Origin of the sequence: Stenotrophomonas maltophilia (genome assembly GCF_039555535.1) — a bacterium.
GTDB classification, from domain to species: domain Bacteria; phylum Pseudomonadota; class Gammaproteobacteria; order Xanthomonadales; family Xanthomonadaceae; genus Stenotrophomonas; species Stenotrophomonas maltophilia_Q.
The window spans coordinates 1,391,136-1,414,754 of record NZ_CP154630.1; the positions used below are offsets into that span (position 1 = coordinate 1,391,136).

At 67.9% G+C, this 23,619-nt stretch carries 20 protein-coding genes; 5 read left to right on the forward strand and 15 right to left on the reverse strand.

Annotated features, from left to right (window positions below; all coding sequences use genetic code 11):
• Positions 1–28 precede the first annotated feature (28 nt).
• Positions 29–2,593 (reverse strand): bifunctional lysylphosphatidylglycerol flippase/synthetase MprF, encoded by a 2,565-nt coding sequence (gene mprF, locus AASM09_RS06465; protein ID WP_049426795.1) that lies wholly within the window; start codon positions 2,591–2,593, stop codon positions 29–31.
• A 192-nt stretch (positions 2,594–2,785) separates the two neighbouring features.
• Here mprF and AASM09_RS06470 point away from each other — a divergent pair, with 192 nt between their 5' ends.
• Positions 2,786–3,133 (forward strand): RidA family protein, encoded by a 348-nt coding sequence (locus AASM09_RS06470; protein WP_049426796.1) that lies wholly within the window; start codon positions 2,786–2,788, stop codon positions 3,131–3,133.
• 157 nt (positions 3,134–3,290) lie between these two features.
• On the opposite strand, the gene rnfB is transcribed toward AASM09_RS06470, so the two are convergent.
• From rnfB to AASM09_RS06515, 9 genes are all read right to left on the reverse strand, one after another.
• On the reverse strand, positions 3,291–3,704 hold the full coding sequence (gene rnfB, locus AASM09_RS06475) for an Rnf electron transport complex subunit RnfB (RefSeq protein ID WP_053091925.1): 414 nt from the start codon (positions 3,702–3,704) through the stop codon (positions 3,291–3,293).
• Between the two features lie 24 nt (positions 3,705–3,728).
• Positions 3,729–4,319, reverse strand: a complete 591-nt coding sequence (locus AASM09_RS06480) for an HAD family hydrolase (protein WP_049426797.1) — start codon at positions 4,317–4,319, stop codon at positions 3,729–3,731.
• A gap of 76 nt (positions 4,320–4,395) precedes the next feature.
• Positions 4,396–6,477, reverse strand: a complete 2,082-nt coding sequence (gene metG, locus AASM09_RS06485) for a methionine--tRNA ligase (RefSeq protein WP_049426798.1) — start codon at positions 6,475–6,477, stop codon at positions 4,396–4,398.
• A 102-nt stretch (positions 6,478–6,579) separates the two neighbouring features.
• A complete protein-coding gene (locus tag AASM09_RS06490; protein ID WP_049426799.1) occupies positions 6,580–7,023 on the reverse strand; it encodes a DUF2147 domain-containing protein in 444 nt (147 codons plus the stop codon).
• A gap of 428 nt (positions 7,024–7,451) precedes the next feature.
• Positions 7,452–7,856: an SMU1112c/YaeR family gloxylase I-like metalloprotein gene (gloA2, locus tag AASM09_RS06495; RefSeq protein WP_049427711.1), complete on the reverse strand. Its 405-nt coding sequence runs from the start codon at positions 7,854–7,856 to the stop codon at positions 7,452–7,454.
• Positions 7,853–8,923, reverse strand: coding sequence for a serine hydrolase domain-containing protein (locus AASM09_RS06500; protein WP_049427713.1), 1,071 nt, complete (start codon positions 8,921–8,923; stop codon positions 7,853–7,855). Before AASM09_RS06500 ends, gloA2 begins: the two co-directional genes overlap by 4 nt.
• A 16-nt stretch (positions 8,924–8,939) precedes the next feature.
• Positions 8,940–10,880 (reverse strand): DUF885 domain-containing protein, encoded by a 1,941-nt coding sequence (locus AASM09_RS06505; protein ID WP_049427716.1) that lies wholly within the window; start codon positions 10,878–10,880, stop codon positions 8,940–8,942.
• Positions 10,881–10,975: 95 nt separating this feature from the next.
• Positions 10,976–11,761: a queuosine precursor transporter gene (locus AASM09_RS06510; protein WP_049427718.1), complete on the reverse strand. Its 786-nt coding sequence runs from the start codon at positions 11,759–11,761 to the stop codon at positions 10,976–10,978.
• Positions 11,758–12,441: a DUF502 domain-containing protein gene (locus AASM09_RS06515; protein WP_049427719.1), complete on the reverse strand. Its 684-nt coding sequence runs from the start codon at positions 12,439–12,441 to the stop codon at positions 11,758–11,760. The genes AASM09_RS06510 and AASM09_RS06515 overlap by 4 nt, the downstream gene beginning before the upstream one ends.
• Before the next feature lie 76 nt (positions 12,442–12,517).
• Here AASM09_RS06515 and AASM09_RS06520 point away from each other — a divergent pair, with 76 nt between their 5' ends.
• Positions 12,518–13,834 (forward strand): hypothetical protein, encoded by a 1,317-nt coding sequence (locus AASM09_RS06520; RefSeq protein ID WP_049427721.1) that lies wholly within the window; start codon positions 12,518–12,520, stop codon positions 13,832–13,834.
• An 8-nt stretch (positions 13,835–13,842) separates the two neighbouring features.
• Here AASM09_RS06520 and AASM09_RS06525 read toward each other — a convergent pair whose 3' ends face one another.
• The 5 genes from AASM09_RS06525 to trxA all read right to left on the reverse strand — a co-directional run bounded on the left by AASM09_RS06525 (position 13,843) and on the right by trxA (position 19,423).
• Positions 13,843–14,559, reverse strand: coding sequence for a hypothetical protein (locus AASM09_RS06525; RefSeq protein ID WP_049427723.1), 717 nt, complete (start codon positions 14,557–14,559; stop codon positions 13,843–13,845).
• A gap of 47 nt (positions 14,560–14,606) precedes the next feature.
• Positions 14,607–15,059: a DUF4442 domain-containing protein gene (locus AASM09_RS06530; protein WP_049427725.1), complete on the reverse strand. Its 453-nt coding sequence runs from the start codon at positions 15,057–15,059 to the stop codon at positions 14,607–14,609.
• A gap of 75 nt (positions 15,060–15,134) precedes the next feature.
• Positions 15,135–16,760: a CHASE2 domain-containing protein gene (locus AASM09_RS06535; RefSeq protein ID WP_049427727.1), complete on the reverse strand. Its 1,626-nt coding sequence runs from the start codon at positions 16,758–16,760 to the stop codon at positions 15,135–15,137.
• Positions 16,757–18,412 carry a FecR family protein gene (locus AASM09_RS06540; RefSeq protein WP_049427729.1) on the reverse strand — a complete coding sequence of 552 codons (1,656 nt, stop codon included), beginning with the start codon at positions 18,410–18,412 and terminating at the stop codon, positions 16,757–16,759. Before AASM09_RS06540 ends, AASM09_RS06535 begins: the two co-directional genes overlap by 4 nt.
• A gap of 153 nt (positions 18,413–18,565) precedes the next feature.
• Positions 18,566–19,423 carry a thioredoxin gene (gene trxA, locus AASM09_RS06545; protein ID WP_049427732.1) on the reverse strand — a complete coding sequence of 286 codons (858 nt, stop codon included), beginning with the start codon at positions 19,421–19,423 and terminating at the stop codon, positions 18,566–18,568.
• Between the two features lie 124 nt (positions 19,424–19,547).
• Between trxA and AASM09_RS06550 the strand changes: the two genes are divergently transcribed.
• The 3 genes from AASM09_RS06550 to lptE all read left to right on the forward strand — a co-directional run bounded on the left by AASM09_RS06550 (position 19,548) and on the right by lptE (position 23,619).
• Complete coding sequence (locus AASM09_RS06550) at positions 19,548–20,150, forward strand: DUF998 domain-containing protein (protein ID WP_049427734.1); 603 nt, start codon at positions 19,548–19,550, stop codon at positions 20,148–20,150.
• Positions 20,151–20,255: 105 nt separating this feature from the next.
• Positions 20,256–22,898: a leucine--tRNA ligase gene (gene leuS / locus AASM09_RS06555; RefSeq protein WP_049427747.1), complete on the forward strand. Its 2,643-nt coding sequence runs from the start codon at positions 20,256–20,258 to the stop codon at positions 22,896–22,898.
• 136 nt (positions 22,899–23,034) lie between these two features.
• Positions 23,035–23,619, forward strand: a complete 585-nt coding sequence (gene lptE, locus AASM09_RS06560; RefSeq protein ID WP_049427736.1) for an LPS assembly lipoprotein LptE — start codon at positions 23,035–23,037, stop codon at positions 23,617–23,619.

A 23,619-nucleotide genomic window follows, 5' to 3' on the forward strand; every position in this document is an offset into this window, starting at 1 on the left:
GCCGGGCCATGCCCGGCGGGTCGGGGCGTCAGTTCCGCCTCGGGTCCAGCGAGATCAGCCGCGTGGCATCCAGCAGCGCCGCCGGCAGGTGCATGCCGCCCGGCGCAGCCAGATAGCGCGGTCGCCACTGCGGGTCGAACTTCGACTTGAAGCGGCGCAGGCCACTGAATCCATAGAAGCGTTCGCCATGCCGCGCCAGCAGGCCGGCCAGCCGGTTCCAGCGCCCAGCCAGGCGGTGCTGGGCCAGCCCGGACAGGGGCGCCATGCCCAGCGAGAAACGCGCATAGCCCTGTGCACGACCCCACAGGAACAGCTCGATGAACAGGAAGTCCATCGTGCCCTTCGGGGCCTCGTTGACGTGGCGCATGAGGTCCACCGACAGCTCGGCACCGGCCGGTGCCTGCCACAGGTTGGCGAATGCCACGATCTGGCCCTCGGCTTCGACCAGTGCCACCGGGAAGCGCGCCAGGTAATCCGGATCGTAGCTGCCCAGCGAGAAACCCTTCTCGTCGCCGGCCTTGTCTTCCAGCCACGCGTTGGAGATCGCGTGCAGGCGCGGAAGCAGGCTGGGAACCTCTTCCACCGGTGCCACGCGGAACGACAGGCCGCCGCGCTTGCCGCGGTTCCAGGCCTGGCGCAGGTCGGCGCGTTCGCGGCCTTCCAGGCCGAAGTCGTGCAATGGCACGATCGCTTCCTCGCCCAGCTTGACCAGGCCCAGGCCCAGGTCGAGATAGGTCTGCCAGTAGGTCTCGCCGATCTGGTAGAACACGGGGCGCAGGCCGAGCCGGTCGGCTTCCTCGCGGAAGCGCCAGATCAGCGCGCGCGCGACCTCGGGCGGGCCGACCGGATCGCCCATCGCGATCAGCGATCCGCCGTAGCGCTGCATCATCACGAAGCCCTGCTTCGCGTCATCGCGCAGCACCGCCTTGTCGGCGGTCAGCACCAGGCAGGCCTGGGTGTCGGTGGCACCGGCCAGGACCGGGGCCAGTGACTGCAACGTGGATTCGTCGGCCGGTGGCAGCGGGCTGCGGGTGCTGTGCAGCAGCCGGGCCAGCCCGAACATCACCAGTGCGATGGCCACCACCAGCAGCGCACGCAGTGCGCGCGGTGCGTTGCCGGATATCGCAAACTGCCACCACAGCTCGTTCTGGTATTCGACATGGCTGTAGGTGAAGAACAACAGCCAGGTGACTGCCACCAGTACCAGGCCGAGGTTGCGCAGCCATGGCCACGACCAGGCTTCATCCAGCAGCGCGCCCTGGCGATAGAACTCGCGGCGTGCGGCCCACAGCGCCATCGCCACCAGCAGCGCGGACACCGCGATCAACGGTTGGCCACCGCGCAGCCACAGCGGCAATGGGGTGATCACGCACACGGCCATCGCCAGCATCCATGCGGCATGGCTGCGCCGGGCCAGGCCCTGGCCGATCAGCAACAGGGCGACGCCGCTGAGGCTGCCGATCAGATGGGACGTCTCCAGGATCGGCAGTGATGCGTTGACCAGGTGGCGGCGCGGCGTGGGCAACGTGCCGTCGATGACCAGTGCAGCACCGATGCTGAACACTGCCAGCGCGATGATCTGCGGAAGCCACGGCCGCAATGCGTTCCAGCCGGCACGGGTTGCACCGGCACTGGCCTGCAGCGGTTGCCGCAGCGCCGGAGCCAGCGCGAGCAGGGTTGCCAACAGCAGCGGCAGCACGTAGTAAGTGACGCGGTAGATCAACGCCGCAGCCAGCACCGCAGCCGGTGCGACCTGTGGCAGCAGCTTCAGCAGGCTCCATTCGAACACGCCGAGTCCGGCGGGCACGGTCGAAACCAGTCCGGCCAGCACCGCGACCAGGTACAGGCCAACGAAGCCGGGCAGGCCGGTCGGCGTCGAGTCCGGCAGCAGTACGTAGAACGCGGCGCTGGCCAGCACCAGTTCGATCACGCTGAGCACGGTGACGCCGATCATGGTGCGGCGGTCGGGCAGCCACAGCGCATGGCCGAACACGCTGAACTGACGCCCATCGCGGCCGACCAGCAGCAGGGTGGCCGCATAGGCCAGCAGCGCGACGATGCCGACCACGCGCACCGCATCCGGGTCCAGTGGCAGTGCAAGTGCCGCGGCCGCCGGTTCCATGCACAGCGCCACGCTGATCAGCAGCCAGGCGCCGAATACGAAGCCGAGCGTGCTCATCAGCACGACCTGGCCGATCTGCGCCAGGTCCAGGCCGGCGGTGCGGTAGCCGCGCAGGCGCACCGCACCGCCGGTGAGCGCGGCAAAGCCCACGGTCTGGCCGAGCGTGTGCGCCAGGAACGCCGTAATGCCGATGCGCGCCGGATGCACGTGGATACCGCTGCGGCGCAGGCCGATGGCATCAAAACCGATCAGGCAGGCATAGCTGGCCAGGCCCAGCACGACAGTAAGCGCGATCTGCGTGCCACTGAGCTGGTGGAAGGCATGGCGGATGGCGCGGTAGCCGTTCTCATCGAACTCGTTGGCCAGGCCGTGCAGCGCCAGCGCAAGGATCAGCAGCGGGACAACGATGGTGAGGACCCGCTTCCATGCCGGGGTGGAGGGAGCGGTGGCGGGAGCGGTGGTTTCGGTCATCGGCGCAAGCGTGCGTCAGGGAGGGCGAGGGTGGTGTCAATGCAGCCGTGGCGCATCGTGCGCCTGTCGCTGGCATTTGACCAGCGCCGCTGTCGGAAGCCGGTAGTGAGCGTGCGTGGACGGCTGCCCTGCACCCATCGTTGACCGGTTTGGAGGACAATGCAGGCCTGATCACCCGCAGGAGCCACGCCCATGATGGAGCGTTACGACGTCGGACCGCGCATGTCCGAAATGACCGTGTACAACAAGGTCGCCTACCTCTCCGGCCAGATTCCGGAAGACACCAGCCAGGACATCACCGGGCAGACCCGGCAGGTGCTGGCGGAGATCGACAAGCTGCTGGCGCTGGTGGCCAGTGATCGCCAGCATGTGCTGCGCGCCGAAGTGTTCCTGGCCGACATGGCCGACTTCGACGGCATGAACAAGGCATGGGATGAGTGGGTGGTGGAGGGTGCGACCCCGGCGCGCGCCACGGTCGAGGCCAAGCTGGCCCACGCCGAGTGGAAGGTCGAGATCGTAGTGACGGCGGCAGTGCCGTAACGGCAGGGTCACCTCCCAGCAGTGGAGGAGGGGGTAGAGTCGACTGTTGGTCGACTGTCGCGCGCAGCGCGGGGTTTTGCGCCGCCGGAACGAAGAGCAGTCGACTAACAGTCGACTCTACCCCGCCGCTCCGCCGCTCCGCCGGTTGGTCCGGTGGCTACGCTGGTACCAGCTCGATGCAGTCCACCGGGCAAGGCGGGATGCACAGCTCGCAGCCGGTGCACAGGTCGGCGATCACCGTGTGCATATACTTGGCGCCGCCGACGATGGCGTCCACCGGGCAGGCCTGGATGCACTTGGTGCAACCGATGCAGTCGGCTTCCACGATCAACGCCACCTGCGGCGCCTTGTGCTCGCCGCGCGAGCGATCGAATGGAATCGCCGGTATGCCCAACACCTGGGCCAGCGCGCGTGCACCGGCATCGCCACCCGGTGGGCAGCGGTCCACGCCTGCCTCGCCACGCGCCATCGCCTGCGCATACGGGCGGCAACCGTCGTAGCCGCATTGCCCGCATTGGGTCTGTGGCAGCAGGCGGTCGAGGCGTTCGGTCAGGGGCGGGATCAGGCTCATGCGTGGCGAAGGCTGCGCGTTGGGTTACTTCAGGGGTTTGCCGCGGAACCAGCGCTCGTGGGCCAGCGCCAGCATCGGCTTGTCTTCGGAACTGTCACCGTAGGCATGGATGCGCACGTAGCGCGACAGATCGAACTGGCGACGGATGTGCTCGACCTTGCGTGGGCCGCAGTCGCCACCGGCATAGCGACCGGTCAGGCGGCCGTCCTGGCTTTCCAGCCGGTTGCAGATCAACTGCAGGCCCAGCTGCTCGCACCACGGCCGCAGGTACAGGTCCAGCGAGCCGGACACGATGACCACGGTGTGCTGCTGTTCCTTGTGCCAGCGGATCTGCTCCAGCATTTCCGGGCGCACCACGTCGGGCAGGAATTCGCGCGAGAAGCCGGCGGCCAGGGTGGCGATGTCGTCACTGTGGCGGTCGCTGAAGGTCAGGCGGGTGACGCGCGCGCGGATGCGTTCGGCCGAGATCAGCTTCAGCTTGTACGCGAGCAGCCACGGGCCGACCTTCCACCACGCCTGCGCCAGTTGTTCGGCGGTGGCCACGCGGCGCAGGAAACGGCCGTAGGTATCGCAGGTGGTCACGGTGTGGTCGAAGTCGAACAGCGCCAGTTCCATTCCGTTGCCTCCCATCGCGTTGCCCCGTGGCCGGTGCCGCCGGCGGGCGCGGCCGCAACCACGCCCGCTGCAGGCTTCAGCGGACCGGCATGCCCGGCTGTGCGCCGCTGTCGGCGTCCAGCAGCGCCAGCGCGCCACCGTCGAAACCGGCCGACAGGATCATGCCTTCGCTCAGGCCGAAGCGCATCTTGCGCGGGGCCAGGTTGGCGATGAACACCACGCTGCGGCCGACCAGCTTCTCCGGCTCGCCGTAGCTGCCACGGATGCCGGAGAAGATCTGGCGCTTGCCCAGTTCACCGGCATCCAGTTCGAAGCGCAGCAGCTTGTCCGAACCGTCCACGAACTCGCAGACCAGCACCTTGCCGATGCGCAGGTCGAGCTTGGCGAAATCGTCGATGCCGATGTAGGTCGGGGCGTCGGCGCCCTTGGCTTCTTCCTTGGCCGGTGCCGGTGCGGCCGGCTTGACCGCTTCGGTCTTGGCGGCGGGGGCGGCGGCAGCGGCCGGCTGCAGGGTGTCCTTGGAGGCGTCGATCATGGCGTCAATCTTCTTCGGGTCGATACGGGTGAACAGCGGGGTGTAGTCGGTGATGCGGTGGCCCAGCAGCGGCTGCGCCAGTTCGGTCCAGTCGTTCACCGGCGCGGCCAGGAAGGCCTCGGCCTGCGCGGCGGTGGCCGGCAGCACCGGTTTCAGCGCGGTGACCAGCACGCGGAACAGATTCAGGCCCTGACTGCACACCGCTTGCAGCTGCGCGTCGGCGCCTTCCTGCTTGGCGATCACCCACGGCTTGACGTCGTCGATGTAGCGGTTGGCTTCGTCGGCCAGGGTCATGGTCAGGCGGATCGCTGCAGCCGGGTCATTGCGCTCGTAGGCTTCACGGATCGGCGCCAGACCGTCGACGAAGCGCTGGTACTGCGCCGCATCGGGGAGCTGCGCGGCCAGCTGGCCGTCGAAGCGCTTGCTGATGAAGCCGGCGCAGCGGCTGGCCAGGTTGACGAACTTGCCGACCAGGTCGGCGTTGACGCGGGCGATGAAGTCACCCAGGTTCAGGTCGAGATCGTCGACGCCACCGCCGGACTTGGCGGCGTAGTAGTAACGCAGCGCTTCCGGTTCCAGCCCGGCGTCGAGGAAGGTGCGCGCCATCACGAAGGTGCCGCGCGACTTGCTCATCTTGGCGCCGTCCACGGTCAGGTAGCCGTTGACGTGCAGGCGGGTCGGCGCGCGGTGGCCGGTGCCGTGCAGCACCGCCGGCCAGAACAGGCCGTGGAAGTTGACGATGTCCTTGCCGATGAAGTGGTGCAGCTCGGTGCTGGTACCGGCGCGCAGGTGCGCTTCGAAGTCCTCGCCGAGCCTGCCGCACAGGGTCTGGAAGCTGGACAGGTAGCCGATCGGCGCGTCCAGCCAGACATAGAAGTACTTGCCCGGCTGGCCGGGAATCTGGAAGCCGAAGTACGGCGCATCGCGCGAGATGTCCCACGCGCGCAGGCCACCTTCGGCATTGAGCCATTCTCCGAGCTTGGCCTTCACGCCCGGCAGGGCGACGTCGCCGGCCAGCCATTCGCGCAGGAACGCGTCGAAGTGGCCCACCTCGAAGAAGAAGTGCTCCGAATCGCGCATTTCCGGCGTGGCACCGGAGATCACCGAACGCGGCTCCTTCAGGTCGGTCGGCGCATAGGTGGCGCCGCACACTTCGCAGTTGTCGCCGTACTGGTCGGGGCTGCCGCAGTTCGGGCAGATGCCCTTGACGTAGCGGTCGGGCAGGAACATGCCCTTGGCCGGGTCGTAGAACTGCGCCACCGAACGACGGCTGATGTGGCCGGCCGCTTCCAGCTTCAGGTAGAACTGCTCGGTCAGCGCCTTGTTGGCCGCCGAATTGGTCGAGTCGTAATGGTCGAAGGCGACGCCGAACGCGGCGAAGTCACGTTCGTGGCTGGCCTGGATGTTGGCGATGAAGGTTTCCGGGGTGACCCCGGCCTTTTCCGCAGCCAGCATGATCGGCGTGCCGTGGGTGTCGTCGGCGCAGACGAACCAGGCCTTGCCGCCGCTCATTCGCCGCGCACGCACCCAGATGTCGGCCTGGATGTAGCCGACCAGATGGCCCAGGTGCAGCGGGCCGTTGGCGTAGGGCAGGGCGGTGGTGACGAGCGCGGTACGGGTCATGGTCGCGGGGTGAAGCCGAGGGGAACCGCAGAGTATCGCATGCCCGCAACGAGGTGACCCGGCCGGGGCCGGGTCACGGGGATGAAGCGGGGGCCGGGGCGCTTATTCGCGCTGCCAGGTCTGCGCGCGGCAGATGAAGGCGATGCAGCCGGACACGTCAAGCCTGGTGCCGCCGGGCTGCAATTCCATCTTCGACTTGTAGGTCTTGCCATTGGCCGGATCGAGGATGGTGCCGCCGGACCACTTGTTGGCGCCGTCGGCCTTCAAGTTCCAGAGGATGGTCATGCCCTTCACCGGCTTGTTCTTGTTGGCGCCTTCACAGCCGTCACAGACCGGGTTCGGGCCCTTGTCCGAGTGCAGGATGTCGACCACCTTGCCGGTCAGGGTGCCGTTGGCGGCCTGGGTGATCTCGACGATCGACTTCACCTTGCCGGTCTTGTCGTCGATGGTCTTCCAGCGGCCGGCGGCGCCATCGGCGGCCTGCGCCGAGAGCGCGGCCAGGCACAGCGGCAATGCCAGCAGCAGGGTCTTGAAGGTCTTGCGCATGGTCCCCTCCCAGGGTTCATTCCGGCACGATGCCGGTACGGGTCGACTGTATACCCATTCGGCGGGGTATGGGGAAGGGGGGGGCTTTGCAGGGCTGCGCCCTGCACCCGCAGAGGCAACGGCAACAGCCGAAGCAACAGCAAAAGCGGACTTGCTGGGGGATGGCGGGGCACTGTGGGTTTGCGGGGCCGCCGTAAACCCGTCCCTGGGGGCTTGGTCGCCGCATCCATGCGGCTCACACCCCGCAAACCCACAGTGCCCCGCCTTCGACAGGTCTCCGCAATCTGTCGGAATGGCTCGGCCTGCTCTTGGTGGGTGTCGACCTTGGTCGACACGTAGATCCACGCCATGCGTGGATGGCGTTTCCGGTGGCGGCGGCGGGGTCAGATCCCTTTTCCGTCGGAAAAGGGTTCTGACCCCCGGGGGCGTCAATCGACTTCGTACAGCTCCAGCGGCAGACCATCCGGATCGGCGAAGAAGGTGAAGCGGCGGCCGGTGTATTCGTCCACGCGGATCGGTTCGCAGTCCACGCCGTGGCTGGCCAGGCGTTCGATGAACGGCTCCAGCGCGGCGACCCGGAACGCGAGGTGGCGCAGGCCCTGGGCTTCGGGGCGGCTGGGCCGGGGCGGCGGCGCGGGGAAGGAGAACAACTCCAGCTGGCTGCCATCGGGCAGCGCGAGGTCCAGCTTCCAGGAGTCGCGCGCGGCGCGGTGGTTCTCGGCCAGTACGCGCAGGCCGAGGATCCGTACGTAGAAGTCCTTCGAACGCGCGTAGTCGCTGCAGATCAGTGCGGCGTGGTGGATGCCCAGCAGGGCGTCGGAAGCGGCAGTCATTGCAGGGTGTCCAGCCAGCGCTGGGCAATCTTCAGCGCCAGCGGATAGGGTTCGGGGTCGTTGCGGTTGGTCAGCACGATCACGGTCAGGTGCTTTTCCGGGTGGCGCACGATCACGTTGCGGAAGCCGATGCTCTCGCCGCTGTGCCATTGCACCGGGCCGTTCAGGCGCCAGCCGAAGCCGTAATGCGGCACGTCCGGTTCCGATGTGGTCGTGGCCGGGCTGAACATCGCGCGACGCGATGCCTTCGACAGCAGGCGGTCGTCATACAGCGCGGCATCCCAGCGGGCGAGATCGTCCAGCGAGGAATAGATGCCGCCGTCGCCGAGCACGGCGCTGGTGGTGCTCTGGTCGGTGCGCTGCCAGCGGCCGTCGATCCAGCTGTAGCCATAGGCACGTGCGGCCACCGTATCAATACCGTCCTGGTGGGCCACGGTGTGGGCCATGCCCAGCGGCGCGAAGATGCGCCGCTGCAGGAAGGCGGCGAAATCCTGGCCGGAAGCGCGCCCCACGATCAGTGCCAGCAGTGCATATCCGCTGTTGCTGTAGCGGTACTGCGTACCGGGTGCGAAGTTCAGGCGGTTCTCGCGCGACAGCAGGGCCAGCACATCGGCATCGTGTACCTGCCGTGTGTCCGCCGGGTCCATCAGGTCTTCGTAGTCGAGCAGGCCGCTGGTGTGCGACAGCAGCTGGCGCAGGGTAATGGCCGCTGCGGCCTGCGGCAGTTCCGGAAGCCAGCGCCGCGCCGGCTGGTCCAGCCCGAGCCGGCCGTCTTCCACCAGCAGCAGCACCGCCGCAGCGGTGAACTGCTTGCTGACCGAGGCCAGCCGGAAGTTGCTGGCGGCGGTCACGGCAGTACCGTCTTCCACCACCGCCAGGCCATAGCCGCGACGGAACACCGGTTGCCCGTCGTGCAGTACCAGCACTGCGGCGCCGGGTACCTGGCCATCGTAGGCCTGCATCAGGCCGTCGATACCCGCATCCGGTGGGGTCAGCACCGGTGCGGGGGAGGTGGCCAGCGGCAGCAGGCCCAGCACGACGGCGAACAGGACGACGGCAGGGCGCATGGCGGCTCCGGAAGGGTCAGGGTGAAGGGGTGGGTGCAGCGCTGGCCGGCTGCGCCATCCAGCGCTCCATCTTGCGGTCCAGCACGTCCAGCGGCATTGAGCCGTCCTTCAGCAGTTCGGCATGGAACCGGCGCAGATCGAAGGCTGCACCCTGGCGTGCCTTGGCCTTGTCGCGCAGGGCAACGATGGTGGTCAGGCCAGCGACGTTCGACAGTGCCTGGCCGGGCTGGGCCATGATCCGCTCGACTTCAGCGTTGGCATCATCGCTGCTCATGTCCACCGTCTTCTGCAGGTAGGCCACGGCCTGCTGCTTGCTCCAGCCCTGTGCATTGACGCCGGTGTCGGCGACGACGCGCGCGGCGCGCAGCAGGCGTGAGTACAGGTAGCCGATACGGTCGTAGGGATCGGTGTAGACGCCGAGGTCTTCACCCAGCGTCTCGGCGTACAGGCCCCAGCCTTCGACGAACGCAAGATCGCCACCGAGGCGACGGAAGCGTGGCAGCTTGGCCAGTTCCTGCTGCAGGCCCAGTTGCACGTGATGGCCGGGAATCGCTTCATGCAGGTACTGCACCGGCACGCTCCAGCGCTTGCGGCTGGGCAGGTCGCGGGTGTTGATGTACAGCACGCCCGGCTGCCCGGCCGGCGACGGCTGATAGGCTGCCGCGGCGGCGGTGAGCGCACGTTCCGGTTCCACCGCACGCACTTCCAGTGCGGACTTCGGCAGCGTATCGAGCACCTGAGGCAGACGCGCGTTGACCTGCTGCTGCACCTGGCGGTAGCGGCTGATCAGGGCATTGGCATCGCTGTACTGGAACTGGCGATCGTTACGCATGCTGCGCAGCAGCTTGGTCGGCGTGCCGCGCAGCTTCGCGTCCTTCATCACCGTGGCGATCTGTGCCTGCAGTTCCTGTACGCGTTGTTCGCCCAGCGCGTGCAGCTGTGCGGCGGTCTGGTCGCTGGCGGTGGTCTGCACGATCAGGTTGGCATACCAGGCCTGGCCGTCGGGCAGCGCGCCCATGCCGCTGCTGGCGCGCGTGGCCGGCAGGTACTCGGTGGCGATGAAGCCGCGCAGGGCGCGGTAGGCCGGCATGATGCGCAGCTCGATCATGCGCTTGTATTCGGCGCTGATGCGCGCCTTGTCTTCGGCTGCAATCGTGTTCGGCATCGTGCGGATCGGCGACCAGAAGATGCTCTCTTCAGCGGTCGGCGTGATCACCGCATCCAGCTGCGGCAGCACCTTTTCCATCAGGTCGCGCGGCTGCACCACGCCGGCCTTCATGCCCTGGCGCATGTTGTCGATGGCCTGGTCGAACAGTTCGGGAATGCCGAGCGAGCGGCGCGACCAGGTGTCGTAGTCCTGCACGGTGTTGAACGGCTGCGCGCCGGCGCCGGAGCCGAGGATCGCCATGATGCTGCCGATGTTGTAGTACTGGCTGATCGGCATCATCCAGCTTGGGTAACGCTCGGCAGCCAGCGAGGCGCGCGCGTCGCGTACGAAGATCTCGTAGCTGAGCAGGTCCTGGCCCTGCAGGCCGTCGCTGCCGAGTTTTTCGACCTTGCCCAGCCACTGTGTGGTGAAGTCGTGCGACTGCTGGCGCCAGGTGGCGGACAGGATGTTGGGCAGCTGGTCGTTGTAGCGCGGTTCGCCCTGGAACGTGGCCTGCAGCGGGTTCAACCGCATCGAGGCATCCCAGTACTCGTCGTACAGGCGCTCCAGCTGTACCTGCTTGGGCACGGCACGGGCCGGTGCGACCGGACGCGGCGCAGCGCGGCGCGTCGAACTGCCACGGGCCGGTGCGGTGGCACGGGTGGGCCTGGCCTTGGGCTTGGCGGCTTGGCGGGTCTGCGCAGCGGCAGGGCGGCTGGCCTTCTTCTTCGCTGCTTCGGCCGGCGGCACGGCACTGAACAGGAACAACGCAGCAATGGCAGCGGCCAGCACGCGGGGGGAATACGGCATCAAGAAGCTTCCGTGGAACACAGACCGTGGAGCTTGCACGATCCGCGCGCGTACGGCCAGCGTGAAGGCGCAGTCAGCTTGGTGGCGCTGGGGCTTCAGTCAGCCGCGGCGGCGGCCCGCAGCGCGGCCGCCCTGTCTGCGCCCAGATAGCGGGTGATCGCACGCCGCATCAGGTACAGCAGCGGAATCAAGGCAATCGCAAAACCCATCTTGTACACGTAGTTGACGCTGGCGACCGCAAGGAACAGCGAGGTCGGCCAGTGTTGCGGGCCCAGCACGAAGGCGATCCAGATCACCACGAAGCTGTCCACCACCTGCGAGATCGCGGTGGATCCGGTCGCACGCAGCCACACGTGGCGCTCGCCGGTGGCCTGGCGGATGCGGTGGAACACTGCCACGTCGATCAGCTGGCCGAGCAGGAAGGCCACCAGCGAACCGGCAATGGTCCACATGCCCTGGCCGAACACGGCGGCAAACGCGGCCTGGTAGTCCGGAACGCCGTGGCGGTCCATCGAGGTGACCCACCAGCTGGCCGGCGCCAGCGAGATCGCAGCGAAGGCGAACAGGAAGCCATAGGCGATCAGGACCACGGCCAGCCACGAGATGAAGCGCACGCCGCGCTTGCCGAAAAACTCGTTGATGGTGTCGGTCATGATGAACACCACCGGCCACAGCAGGGTGCCGGCGGTGAAGCTGAGCGAGCCGGTCTGGCCGAACAGGTTCCAGTTCAGCGGATCGATGCCGAGGGTATCTTCCAGCGCGAAGATCTTCACGCCGATCAGCTCGGCCAGCACCGCATTGCCGCAGAAGAACGCGGCCAGCACGATGAACAGCAGCACCGCGCGGTCCTGCAGCGGGCGCTCGATCGGCGCTGCGGTCATTCGGCGCGTTCGCCGGCGCGGGTGAACGGCACGCTGGACGGTGCGACGGCGCCGCCGGAAATGATGAAGCTCATCGCCTGGTCAACGGTCCAGTCGGTGGGCGTCAGCAGCTCCACCGGCACGATTTCCAGGTAGCCCGAGGTCGGGTTCGGCGTGGTCGGCACATACACCGCGGCCAGCTCACGGTCGGTGCCGTGTTCCTTGATCACGCGGGTGACCAGACCGACCGACTTCATGTCGCGGTGCGGGAAGTCGATCAGCACCACGCGCTGGGTGCTGCCCGGCTCGGTCTGCAGCATGTCCAGCAGTTTCTTGGCGCTGTCGTAGATGATGCTGGCCAGCGGGATGCGCTTGATCACCGCGCCGACCCAGCGCAGCAGGCGCTGGCCCAGCACGCGGCGGCTGGCCACGCCCACCGCCAGGATCACCAGCAGGGTGGCCAGCAGGGCGATGGTGTCCTGGATCCACTCGGCGCGGACCCAGCCCAGATAGTGCGGGAAACTGGTTGCGATCTGTTCGGACAGCGGCACCACCAGCGGGCTGGAGATGCCCGACAGCAGTACGAACACGAACTTGACCACGACCCAGGTGAGCCAGATCGGCAGCAGGGTCAGCAGGCCGGTCAGGAACAGGCGCTGCAGGGAAGGGCGGGGGACCAGGGCGGGGGCTTCGAGCGACATGTGCGCATTGTAGCGGTCACTGCCGGTCGATTACGCTGGCGGATCGACTGCGGCAACGAGCCATGGAAGGGAAGCTGTGTTGAAGATTCTGCGCGGACTGGGGTGGACCCTGGCGGGCCTGCTGGTGCTGGCCATCGTGGTGTGGTGTGCCTCACGCATGTGGCCGGTGCCGGAATCGCGATTGCAGGCGCAGCAACGGCTGGAGGCGCGGCTGCCGGCGAACGGGCGCAATGGCTATCCGCTGTTGTGGACACTGGCCTTTGACGACCTGGATGCCGGTCAGCGCGAGCAGGCGCTGGCCGAGGATGTGCGGCGCTGGGAGGCCGACCCGCGCGGTGGCAACCTCACCCCGTCTCACCTTGCGGCGAACCACGCCGAACTGCGCGCGCGGGCGTCCGCCAGCTGCGGGCCCAGCGCCCGCGACTGCCTGGCACAGGTGCGGGCCGATCCGCAGCGGTTTGCCGAGGCCCATGCCGGCCATCGCCAGCTGCACGCACGGCTGGACGCGCTGGCCGAAGCGGACCACTTCGTGTCGCCGTTCAGACCGAAGGGCGACGGCATCATGGTGCCGCTGCCGACCTACGGGTTGATGCTCGATGCCACCAGTGCACGCGCACTGGCCTATGTGCAGGGGGACATCGATGGCGCGCTGCGTGGCAGCTGCCGTGGCCTGCAGCTGGGTCGTCGGCTGGTGCCCGGTGGCAGCTATCTGGTCGAGAGCATCATCGGCGCCAGCCTGGTGCAGGCCAATGCGCAGCTGCTGGCCGACATGCTGGTGGAACTGCCTGCCGACCACCCGCTGCCGGCCGAATGCGAACGCGCCATGCAGCCGATGCGGGCCGACGAGCAGAGCCTGTGCCGTGCAATGCAGGGCGAGTACGCGATGAGCCGCGCGGCAATCGCGTCTTCGGCCCAGGAATTTGGCGGGGTCCTGGTGCTGGACCGCAGTAGTACGCTGGCGCGCGTGGCGGGCAATCTGGGCTGGGCCTGTGGGGCGGCAGCGACCGCGGCACTGGAGGCGGACCGCCCGCTGCCGGTAGCGGCGCCGCTGCAGCATGACTTCGGGTGCCTGTCGAACGTGATGGGCTGCGTGCTGACCGACATCGCTGGCCCGGTCTATCCCGCCTATTCGTCGCGCACCCAGGATGCCGCGGCGATGCTGCGCCTGCTGGGCGCGCAACGCTGGCTGCGGCAGCAGGCGGGGGACCCGGTGGAGGCGCTGCAACGGTTGCCGGCGCAGTTTGCCTCGCCGGTGCGGGCGCCACAGCTGTCCGCCAACGGGCGTTCCCTGCAGGTACCGCGTCGCTCGCCCACCCGCGGCAACGACGAAAGCCCGTGGCTGTCGGTGCCGTTGGCGGCCGGCGCCGCCCCAACCGCCGCTGCCCGCGACTGAGCGGCGGGTCAGTCGCCGCCGGCCTGCGGATCGAACACCCAGCCATCACCAACGGTCTGCAGCGTCCAGCGGCGGCTGCCGCGCAGTGGCTGCCAGCGCACGCTTTCCTTGTCGTCCTCGATGCTGCCCTCGGTCCGCTTCACCTTGCGCGTGGAAAAATTCACGCTCACCGAGGTGGCCTGTCCTGAATTGCGCATCACCGAGTTCTGGTCATAGCCGATCAGCGCGAAGGCATCGTCCTGCCAGCGGAAGGTGAAGGCGGTGGTACCCATCGACCAGCTTCCCGCGCTGGAGAAGGAAAACAGCGCCACCCTCAACGTGCCGCGCTGGATGCTGACACCGCCATCTTCAAGCGGGTCGCTCATCACCGGGTTGTCCGGCCGAGGAATCAGATGGTGGTCCTGCACCGCCAGCACATAGCCGGCCGGGCGTGACCACGCCACGGCGAGAATGCGCGGGTTGCTGTCGTAAGGCGATGGGCCGAAGCCATCGTGCTCGATGACATTGCGCGGATCCTGCTGGCGCAGCACCAGCACCAGGTCCGCGCGGCCATCCCGGTCGAGATCGCCTTCGATGCTGGACTCCAGCGTCCAGCCCTCGGGCACGAAGCCGGTGGCAGTGGCCGCCTGGGCCGGCAGCGTCGGGTACTGCACCGGCGGCAGGTCGAGTGCATGGGCCGCGCAGGGCAGGGGGCTCAGCAGTGCTGCAAGGGTGTAGGGACGCATCGGAGCCTCCATGGCAGGGGGCCAGAGGATAGCGCCTGTGCGGAGGATCAGCGCGCGTGCGGCTTCAGGCGCAGGTACACCTGCTTGCGGACCTGTGCGACCACCTCGCCGCTTTCATCCACCACGTCGTTGCTGAACCAGCGCAGCACCTTGTCGCCGCTGGCGGCCTCGGCGCGAAGTTCGTCCAGCAGCGCGTCATCGATGCGGAATGATGTGCGTACGGTGCCACGGCCGGGCTTGAGGAAGTCGATGGCGCCTGCGCGGTCCCACACGTAGTAGTCGCGGCCGAGGATGTGCAGCAGGCCGAGCATCCAGAACGGATCGGTCATCGCGAAAAGGCTGCCGCCGAAGTGGGTACCAACGTAGTTGCGGTTCCATGGCCGAAGGCGCAGCTCGACATCGATCTGCCGGTAGTCGGGGGTGATGCGGGTGACGTGGATGCCGGTGAACAGGAAGGGCGGCCAGAGGTTGATGCCGAAGCGGAACAGGCGGGCGTTCATGCGGATCCGGGGGGCGCTGGGCGAGGTGTCCAGTCTAACCATTCGCATGCGTATGTTGCACCCCGGTGGCGCCGGTCACGCGCTGCCGTCGATCACATACCCGTCGCGCCCATTCGCTTTGGCCTGGTACAGCGCGGTGTCGGCCCCTTCGACGAAATGATGCGGTTGCAGCTCGCCGTCCGGGACACGGGTGAACACGCCGATGGTGAGCGTGACCCGGTCGTCGCTGCCATCACCATGTGCCGGCAACGCACGCACGCAGTCGATCAGGTCCTGGATCACGAGCCGCGCGCCCTCGGCCGGGGTATCGGGCAATACCAGCGCGAATTCATCGCCACCGTAACGCGCGGCCATGTCGCGCGGGCGCCGAGCATGCGCGCCGATCAACCGGGCGACGTCCCGCAGCACGCGGTCGCCGAGCTGGTGACCATGGCGGTCGTTGTGGCGCTTGAAGTGGTCGACGTCGATCAGCGCCAGGCTCAGTGGCTTGCCGTTGCGTCGCGCGGCGTCGCATTCCTGCTGCAACGCCTGTTCGAAGCGCAGGCGATTGCCAAGGCCGGTCAGTGCGTCGCGGTTGGCCTGCCGGTGCCAGGCCGAAATCCGCCAGATCGCCCAGGCCAGCAGTACCAGCAGGATGCCCAGCAGGGCGGTGGCCGGCGCCCACCAGAGGTTGCTGGTGCGCAACAGCAGCCAGCTCAGCAGAGGGGCAAGCGGCAGCGAACACAACGCCGCCAGCCACGGCAGGCGCAGGCCGAGCAGGATCACGCACAGCGCCACCAGCACAGCACTGATGGCGTGCTGCCAGAAGCGGGGCAGCACCTCGATCTGCTTGTGCTGCAGCAGCATCGAGGCGATGTTGGCCTGGTACTCGCTGCCGCTCATCCAGAACTCGCGGGTGGTCGGGGTCAGCAGGCGCGGCGCGATGCCGCTGGCGGTCATGCCGACGATGATGCGGCGGCCATGCAGCATCGCCATGTCCACGTGGCCATCGAGTACGTCTGCGTAGGAAACCTGCGGCAACTGCTCGGGGGGGCCGGCATAGCGCACCCGCACGTAGTCGTTGCGGCGCCATTGATAGGGCGAGCCCACCTCGGGGTCGGGGTCGGGCAGGCCGCGCACCGCGCCGGAGGGCAGGCCGGTCAGGGCCAGCCCGAGCGCCGGCCAATGCGCCTTGCCGATGCCTGCATGCAGGTAGATGCCGCGGGCGACGCCGTCACTGTCCACTTCAACATCGGTGTGGCCGATGGCGGCGGCACTGGCCGCGATCTGCGGAACCGGCAGCATTTCCTCGGCCATGCGATCACCGGCTGCCGGTGCGGCCAGCACCGGTAGCACCACCCGGCCATTGCGACGGATGGCCGCGGCCAGCGCCTCGTCCTGGCGGCTGTCGCGGCGGTCCGGCTCGGACAGCATCAGGTCCAGCGCGACCCGTTCTGCACCGGCATCGGTCAGGCGGTCCAGCAACCGGGCGTGGACCGAGCGCGGCCACGGCCATTGGCCGATGCGTTGCAGGCTGCCTTCGTCGATGGCCACGATCAGAACGCTCGGGTCGGGTCGATAGTCCCAGTTGCCGACCATCGCGTCGTAGGAGGCCTCGTCCTGCCGCCACAGCCATTGGCCCTGGCTGGCGACGATGGTCAGTATCCCGGCCAGCATGGCCAGCAGGATCCGCTTCGACCAAGGCAGCGGCGAGCGCCTCACAACAGCAGCCACAGCAGCAAGGCACCACCGCCGGTGCCATAGCAGAGGCGACACGGCAGGGCGATCTGCTGGGCAGGCGAAAACTCGCCGGCATGGCCGTCATCGTCGATGTACTGCACGCGCACGTGGAGGGTGCCGCGCCACGGACGCTTGAAGCTGACCTGCGGTTCGGCCACGGTTTCGTCGACCAGCGGTGCCTTGAAGTCGCCGCGGCGGTCGACCTGGACGCGATAGCGCTGGCCTTCGCTGCCGGCCTGCCAGCGCAGGGTCAGTTCACCATGCGCGGCCTCGGGCGGTTGCAGCGCAGGATCGACCGGTTCATTGCTGAGTTGCAGCGGCAGCGCCTGGCCATAGCGTCCCTGGTGGCCGTTGGCATCGCGCGAGGCGACCCGCCAGAAGTAGTGGCCCGGCGGCAATGGCTGCGCCAGGCGCAGATCGGTGCCGGTGCTGGTCAGTTCCTGCAGTGGCTGTACGAAGCTGGAATCAGCCGCGATCTGCAGCACGCTGCTGCGCGCACCGGGGGCCTGGCTCCAGCGGAAACGCGGGCGGTCGCTGTTGATTGTCTGTCCATGCAGCGGGGCCAGTGTCAGCGGCGGTGGCGGCTGGTCGCTGAGTTCGAAGTCGGCGCTGGCATCGATGCCTTCCACACCCTGAGCATCGACCGCGCGCAGCAGGATGCGCAGCTGGCCCGGCGGCAGGTCACCGATGGCCAGGCGGGTATCGGTGGTGGTGGCAGCGAACAGCAGGATCTCCGGCGTGGCGGCCTGTACCACTTCAACGCGGTAATGCGCGGCGCCGGTGACCGGAGACCATGCCAGCAGCGTGGGCAACGGGGCCAGGCGCAGTTCATCGTTGCGCAGCTGCGGTGCCGGCAGCAGTGCGGAGACTGCGTCCGGTGCGGCGTCTGCACTGCCGCTGCGGGTGGCCTGTCCCGGTTGGACCATGCGCTGGCCATGGGTATTGCCGACCTGCACCTTGCCCTGCAGGACCTCGGTGGCCGCGACATCACGACCGTCGCCGGCACTGACCCGGAAGACGGTGCCGCGCACGCTGCTGGTGGCGGTGGGCGCATCGATGATGTAGCGCGATGCCGGGCCGCGCGCAGGCGTTACCCGATTGCTGGCGCGGCCCTGCTGCAGGCGCAGGCGAGTGTCCACCATGCCGGTGTGGCCATAGCGGCTGAGCTGGTCCAGGCGCAGGCGCGAGTACTCACGCAGCTGCAGGCGCGAGGCATCGGCAAATTCCAGCGTGACGCTGGATTCGCCCTCGGTCTGCACGGTGTCACCGATGTGCAGCTGCTCGCCGGCCTGGATGGCGCGGCTGGCGCTGCCGTCGCCACCGGACAGTTCGACCTTGCCGCGGACCGAGAGCACCCGCGCCGGCGCCGGTTCGGTGCGCAGCCAGCTGATGGGAAAGCGCAGCAGCTGGCCGGGCGGCAGCCGGTAGGGGTTATCGATGCGGTTGTGCTGCTGGAGCTGTTGCCAGCGCACCGAGGGTTTCAGATACACGCCACCCAGGTCCCACAGGGTGTCGCCGGGACGGACCCGGTAGTTCCAGTCCTGCGCGGCGGCGATGGCCGGCAGCAGGAGGAGGGCACAGAACAGGGCGCCCTTGGAGCGCATGGCAGACGACAGCGAGCGGACGAAGGTCACAGTTTTGCAATCCCGGCAATGCGGGGGTGCAGCTGCAAGACCCCATGGCCCCGACCTCATCCCCCCGAACGGATCGTGGCGGCCGTACGGCCGCCATCGCGCGCATTATTGCCTGCGTCCAGTGCAGGGATTCTGAACGAACCCGGCTCCCGTTCAGAACAGCAGGGAGGCCATCCTGCGGCGGTACTGGCCGACCAGGTCCTCGTCGGAGATCACATTGAAGGCGTCGATCAGCGCCTTGCGCGGCAGGCCTTCCTCGAAACTCCGGTCGATCCGCAGCATTTCCAGGAACTGCGCCAGCGCGGCTTCGTCATGGCCGCCGAGCAGCAGCTGCACGCCGCGCAGGTGGCGGGCCTTGAGGTCCTTGCCATCGGCGGCGATACGCGCGTCCAGCACCTCGGCGGCCGGGGCGTCCTTCAGCGCGGCGGCAAAGGACAGGCGGGCGCGGGCGCGCACGGCGCGGTCGTCGGTGGCCAGGTTGGCGGGCAGGCCGTCGATCAGCGTGCCGGCTTCGTCCACGCCGCCGATCTGCAGCAGGGCCAGGGCCAGGTCAAGCTTCAGCTCGTCCTTGTCCGGCTCGGCGGCGATCTGCGCACGCAGCACGTCAACTTGCGCCTGCGGGTCCAGCGGTGCTTCATCCGCGGTGGCAGTGTCACCAATGTCGGCCGGCACGATGCCGTGCTGGGCCAGGAATTCACGCAGCTGGCCTTCCGGAATGGCACCCGGGAAGCCGTCCACCAGCTGGCCGCCCTTGATCAGGAACACGGTCGGTACCGACCGGATCTGGAAGGCGGCCGCGATCTGCTGTTCCTTGTCGACATCGACCTTGGCCAGCTCGAAGGCGCCGTTGTATTCGGCGGCCAGCTTTTCCAGCATCGGGCCCAGGGTCTTGCAGGGGCCGCACCACGTGGCCCAGAAGTCGACCAGCACCGGCGTCTGCAGCGACTTCTGCAGGACTTCGGCCTCGAAGGTCGCAGTGGTGGCGTCGAATACGTAGGTCGTCTCGGTCATGGGGGAGGCATCGATTGGCATCTGGAGACCGATTCTATGGTGACGATCGCTGCCGGTCTCAACCCGGACTGCGGCAAATGCCCGACAATGCGTCGTTCCCGCCGTCGTTGCTCCCGGAGCCTGCATGACCTCCCCGCCTTCCCTGTTGCGCCTGTCCGGCCTCGCCGCCGCACTGCTGTTCGTGCTGGCGGTGCTGGGCTTCGGCGCCGGCCTGGACGGCTATGCACAGGCCCGCCACCCGGTGGCCCTGCTGGGCGCACACGGCGTGCCGCACGCGTTGGCCTTCAATCTGCTGGGCTTCGTGTTGCCGGGCCTGCTGGCGGGGGTGGTGGCCGAGTGCCTGCGCCGGCGGTTGCCTGCCACGGCCGGCTGGGCGCCGCGGGTCGGCAGCCAGATGCTGCTGCTGGCCGGGCTCGCATTCGCTGCGATGGGCCTGCTGCCGCTGGATGTGGACGACCTGCACGGGCCGGCCAGCCAGCTGCATGCCAGCGCCTGGATGATCTGGGTGCTGGGCTTCGTCGCCGGTACCCTGCTGCTGGGCATATTCAACGTGCGCCAGGTGCACGGGCGTGTCCAGGGGGGATTGTTGGTGGCCTGCGGGGTGCTTGCGGCACTGGCCGCCTTCGCCCTGCAGGGCCTGGTGCCGGCACCCCTGGCACAGCGCGTGGCCTTCGCCTGCTGGGCGCTGTGGCTGGTGGTTGGGCTGCCGCTGTCGCGACCGCGCTGAGACGGATCGTGGGGGCCGGCGGCGGCACTGGCCGGCGGCCGGGATTGGAGCCCCATGCCGCACTGCGGTACGCTGTACCGCTTTGCCGCCGCATCCGCGTGTTCCATGACCAGCGCTGAAACCAACGCCTACGACCCGCAGCAGGTTGAATCCGCCGCCCAGCAGTACTGGGACGCCACCCGTGCCTTCGAAGTGGACGAGACTTCGGACAAGCCGAAGTACTACTGCCTGTCGATGCTTCCGTACCCGTCCGGTGCGCTGCACATGGGCCACGTGCGCAACTACACGATCGGCGACGTGATCAGCCGCTACAAGCGCATGACTGGGCACAACGTGCTGCAGCCGATGGGCTGGGACGCGTTCGGCCTGCCGGCGGAGAACGCGGCAATCAAGAACAAGACCGCACCGGCGGCCTGGACCTACAAGAACATCGAGCACATGCGTGGCCAGTTCAAGGCCATGGGCTATGCGGTGGACTGGTCGCGCGAATTCGCCACCTGCCGCCCGGACTACTACGTCCACGAGCAGCGCATGTTCACCCGCCTGATGCGCAAGGGCCTGGCCTACCGCCGCAATGCGGTGGTGAACTGGGATCCGGTCGACCAGACCGTGCTGGCCAACGAGCAGGTCATCGACGGCCGTGGTTGGCGTTCCGGCGCGCTGGTCGAGAAGCGCGAGATCCCGCAGTGGTTCCTGCGCATCACCGATTACGCCCAGGAACTGCTGGACGGCCTGGATGAACTGGACGGCTGGCCGGACTCGGTCAAGACCATGCAGCGCAACTGGATCGGCCGCTCCGAGGGCCTGGAAATCCAGTTCGACGTGCGTGACGTCGACGGCGGCGTGCTGGATCCGCTGCGCGTGTTCACCACCCGTCCGGATACCGTGATGGGCGTGACCTTCGTGTCGATCGCCGCCGAACATCCGCTGGCGCTGCACGCGGCGAAGAACAACCCGGAACTGGCTGCGCTGCTGTCGGAAATGAAGCAGGGCGGCGTGTCCGAGGCCGAGCTGGAGACCCAGGAAAAGCGCGGCATGGATACCGGCCTGCGTGCCATCCATCCGGTCACCGGCGAGAAGGTGCCGGTGTGGGTCGCCAACTTCGTGCTGATGGGCTACGGCACCGGTGCGGTGATGGCTGTTCCGGGCCATGACCAGCGCGACAACGAAGTGGCCAACAAGTACGGCCTGCCGATCGTGCAGGTCATCGCCCTGAAGGACCCGCGCAACGACGACGAGCGCACCTGGGACGGTGCCCGCTGGCAGGACTGGTACAGCGACAAGACCCGCCAGACCGAACTGGTCAACTCGGCCGAGTTCGATGGGCTGGATTTCCAGGGCGCCTTCGAAGCCCTGGCCGAACGTTTCGAGCGCAAGGCCCAGGGCCAGCGCCGCGTCAACTATCGCCTGCGCGACTGGGGCGTGAGCCGCCAGCGCTACTGGGGCTGCCCGATTCCGGTGATCTACTGCGACAAGTGCGGTGCGGTGCCGGTGCCGGAAGAGCAGTTGCCGGTGGTGCTGCCGGAGGACGTGGCGTTCTCGGGGACCGGTTCGCCGATCAAGACCGATCCTGAATGGCGCAAGACCACCTGCCCGGAATGCGGCGGCACGGCCGAGCGCGAGACCGACACCTTCGACACCTTCATGGAGTCGAGCTGGTACTACGCCCGCTACACCTCGCCGGGCGCCCGTGATGCGGTCGACAAGCGTGGCAACTACTGGCTGCCGGTCGACCAGTACATCGGTGGCATCGAGCACGCGATCCTGCACCTGATGTATTTCCGCTTCTACCACAAGCTGCTGCGCGACGCGCGGATGGTGGACAGCAACGAACCGGCACGCAACCTGCTGTGCCAGGGCATGGTGATCGCCGAGACCTACTACCGCCCGAACCCGGACGGCTCGAAGGACTGGATCAACCCGGCCGACGTGGAAGTGCAGCGCGACGAGCGCGGTCGCATCACCGGCGCCACGCTGATCGCCGATGGCCAGCCGGTGGTGGTCGGTGGCACCGAGAAGATGTCCAAGTCGAAGAACAACGGCGTGGACCCGCAGGCGATGGTCGACAAGTACGGTGCCGACACCGTGCGCCTGTTCTCGATGTTCGCTGCCCCGCCGGAGCAGTCGCTGGAGTGGAACGAGGCCGGTGTGGACGGCATGGCGCGCTTCCTGCGCCGCCTGTGGGCCCAGGTGCAGAAGCATGCCGCTGACGGTGCCGCACCGGCGCTGGACGTGGCCGCGCTGGATGCCAGCCAGAAGGCGCTGCGTCGCAAGACCCACGAGACCATCGGCAAGGTCGGCGACGACTATGGCCGCCGCCACAGTTTCAACACCGCCATCGCGGCGGTGATGGAACTGATGAACGCGCTGGCCAAGTTCGAGGACAGCAGCGAGCAGGGGCGTGCGGTGCGCCAGGAAGCGCTGCAGGCCATCGTGCTGCTGCTGAACCCGATCACCCCGCATGCCAGCCACGCCCTGTGGCAGGTGCTGGGCCATGGCGAAACGCTGCTGGAAGACCAGCCGTTCCCGCAGGCCGACGCCGGTGCGCTGGTGCGCGACGCGCTGACCCTGGCCGTGCAGGTCAACGGCAAGCTGCGTGGCACCATCGAGGTGGCCGCCGATGCTGCACGCGAGCAGGTCGAAGCACTGGCCCTGGCCGAACCGAATGCGGCCAAGTTCATGGAAGGCCTGACGGTGCGCAAGATCATCATCGTGCCGGGCAAGATCGTGAACATCGTCGCTGCCTGATGCATCCTGGGCCGGCCACCCCCGCGGTGGCCGGTACCTTCCCGGTGCGGGGCCATGCACTTGATGGCCCTGCATTCACGCGGCTTCGGGCAGGCTGTGTGTTGCCGTGATCGCCCGGCTCCGCCAGACTGTCTCCATGACCCGAATCCTGCTTGCCCTCGTTCTTGTCCTCGGCCTTGCCGGCTGCGGTTTCCATCTGCGCAACAAGCTGATGCTGCCGACCGATACGGCGCCGGTGAAGGTGGTCTCCACCGCGCCTTACAGTGAACTGGTCAAGCTGCTCAATCGCAGCCTGCTGGCATCCGGTGCCAAGCTGGCCGCCGAGGACAGCAAGGGGCCCAGCACCCAGCTTCAGGTGCTGTCCGAACGCTGGGGTGACCTGCCGATCGCCATCGACTCGCAGGGCCGTGCGCAGGAGTACAGCCTGCGCTATGCGGTGATCTTCATCTTCCGTCGCGAGGATGGCAGCGAGCTGGTGCCGCAGCAGGTGATCGAACTGTCGCGCGACTACGTGTCGCCGCCGACCGACGCCACCGGTACCACCACCGAACGCGAAATCCTGGCCGATGAGCTGCGACGGGAAATGTCCGCGTCGATCATCCGCCGCATCGACAGCGTGGTGCGTGCCGAGATCGAGAAGGGCGGCAGCCTGACGGCGCCGAAGGCCAAGCCGGTTGAAGGCGCGGAGCCGGCCGAGCCGGTTCCCGCAGCCAAGCACTGA

What these genes read in the sequence shown, in the direction of transcription:
- AASM09_RS06510 (WP_049427718.1), bottom strand. Translation starts at nt 11,761, where the DNA reads ATGACCGCAGCGCCGATCGAGCGCCCGCTGCAGGACCGCGCGGTGCTG.
- AASM09_RS06490 (WP_049426799.1), bottom strand. Translation starts at nt 7,023, where the DNA reads ATGCGCAAGACCTTCAAGACCCTGCTGCTGGCATTGCCGCTGTGCCTG.
- gloA2 (WP_049427711.1), bottom strand. Translation starts at nt 7,856, where the DNA reads ATGACTGCCGCTTCCGACGCCCTGCTGGGCATCCACCACGCCGCACTG.
- AASM09_RS06470 (WP_049426796.1), top strand. Translation starts at nt 2,786, where the DNA reads ATGATGGAGCGTTACGACGTCGGACCGCGCATGTCCGAAATGACCGTG.
- leuS (WP_049427747.1), top strand. Translation starts at nt 20,256, where the DNA reads ATGACCAGCGCTGAAACCAACGCCTACGACCCGCAGCAGGTTGAATCC.
- AASM09_RS06525 (WP_049427723.1), bottom strand. Translation starts at nt 14,559, where the DNA reads ATGCGTCCCTACACCCTTGCAGCACTGCTGAGCCCCCTGCCCTGCGCG.
- metG (WP_049426798.1), bottom strand. Translation starts at nt 6,477, where the DNA reads ATGACCCGTACCGCGCTCGTCACCACCGCCCTGCCCTACGCCAACGGC.
- AASM09_RS06500 (WP_049427713.1), bottom strand. Translation starts at nt 8,923, where the DNA reads ATGCGCCCTGCCGTCGTCCTGTTCGCCGTCGTGCTGGGCCTGCTGCCG.
- AASM09_RS06550 (WP_049427734.1), top strand. Translation starts at nt 19,548, where the DNA reads ATGACCTCCCCGCCTTCCCTGTTGCGCCTGTCCGGCCTCGCCGCCGCA.
- AASM09_RS06505 (WP_049427716.1), bottom strand. Translation starts at nt 10,880, where the DNA reads ATGCCGTATTCCCCCCGCGTGCTGGCCGCTGCCATTGCTGCGTTGTTC.
- mprF (WP_049426795.1), bottom strand. Translation starts at nt 2,593, where the DNA reads ATGACCGAAACCACCGCTCCCGCCACCGCTCCCTCCACCCCGGCATGG.
- AASM09_RS06530 (WP_049427725.1), bottom strand. Translation starts at nt 15,059, where the DNA reads ATGAACGCCCGCCTGTTCCGCTTCGGCATCAACCTCTGGCCGCCCTTC.
- lptE (WP_049427736.1), top strand. Translation starts at nt 23,035, where the DNA reads ATGACCCGAATCCTGCTTGCCCTCGTTCTTGTCCTCGGCCTTGCCGGC.
- trxA (WP_049427732.1), bottom strand. Translation starts at nt 19,423, where the DNA reads ATGACCGAGACGACCTACGTATTCGACGCCACCACTGCGACCTTCGAG.
- AASM09_RS06480 (WP_049426797.1), bottom strand. Translation starts at nt 4,319, where the DNA reads ATGGAACTGGCGCTGTTCGACTTCGACCACACCGTGACCACCTGCGAT.
- AASM09_RS06515 (WP_049427719.1), bottom strand. Translation starts at nt 12,441, where the DNA reads ATGTCGCTCGAAGCCCCCGCCCTGGTCCCCCGCCCTTCCCTGCAGCGC.
- rnfB (WP_053091925.1), bottom strand. Translation starts at nt 3,704, where the DNA reads ATGAGCCTGATCCCGCCCCTGACCGAACGCCTCGACCGCCTGCTGCCA.